Consider the following 1,048-nt stretch of genomic DNA (forward strand, 5'->3'; position numbering starts at 1 on the left):
CCTGCAGCCGGAGCCCGCCGCGGCGGGCGGCGGGGACGGCGGCGTGGCCGTCCTCGACCACGGGCCCGGCTCAGGGGCAGGCGGCGGCTCGTCCACCGTGCCCGGACCCCGCTCCGGCGGATCGGGCGACGCGGGCGAGGCGTCGGACGAGATGACGCGGCGGGCGCTGTCGTCGCTGAACGGCGGCGACCGGCCGGGCGCGGACTGCCCCCGGCGGTCCAAGGCGTTCGCCGCGATCGTCCCGCTGGCCCTGATCGGCCTCGTCGGCTACATGATGCTGGGCAAGTTCACCGGGCTCGTCCCCGAGGTGGTGGGCGGGGACGCCGCCGCGCTCGTCGGCGGGGTCGCCACGGCGCTGCTGCTGGCCGCCGCGATCGCCAAGGACGGCCGGGGCAGCCTGGAGCGGTGCGCCGACCACATCGTGGACGGGCTGGTCTTCGCGATGAAGGCGATGGGGGTCGTGATCCCGATCGCCGGGTTCTTCTTCATCGGCAACGCCGACTTCGCCGGGAAGATCATGGGCATGGAGGAGGGCGCGCGGGCGCCCGGCTTCCTGTTCGACGCCGTCGTCCGGATGCAGGACGCGATCCCCGACAGCCAGTACGTCGTCGGCTTCGGCGTGCTGATCATCGGGATGGTCACCGGGCTGGACGGCTCCGGCTTCTCCGGGCTGCCGCTCACCGGCTCGCTGGCGGGCTCGCTCGGCCCGGCCTCCGGCGTCGACCCGGCGCTGCTCGCCGCGATCGGGCAGATGGGCTGCATCTGGGCGGGCGGCGGCGTGCTGATCGCGTGGTCGTCGCTGATCGCGGTGGCCGGGTTCGCCCGCGTGCCGGTGCTCGACCTCGTCCGCCGCTCGTTCCTGCCCGTGATCGCCGGCCTCGTCGTCGCCACGGTCGCCGGTCTGATCATCTACTAGGGAGCACGGTGACCGCGTCCTCCGACCTGTCCGATCCGTCACCCGCAAGGTGAAGGTCCCCCTGAACGAGCCCGCGGAGAGCAAGCGCAAGTCGCAGATCGACGAGTACCTGGAGTTCTACGGCGGGCCGGG

Annotated in this window: 1 pseudogene; it reads left to right on the forward strand. The window is 73.9% G+C overall.

Features of this window, described 5'->3' with window-relative positions:
* Positions 1–916: pseudogene (locus AB0K37_RS42330) on the forward strand (hypothetical protein); the annotation flags it as partial.
* Positions 917–1,048 lie beyond the last annotated feature (132 nt).

Origin of the sequence: Actinomadura sp. NPDC049753 (assembly GCF_040674655.1) — a bacterium.
GTDB lineage: Bacteria > Actinomycetota > Actinomycetes > Streptosporangiales > Streptosporangiaceae > Spirillospora > Spirillospora verrucosospora.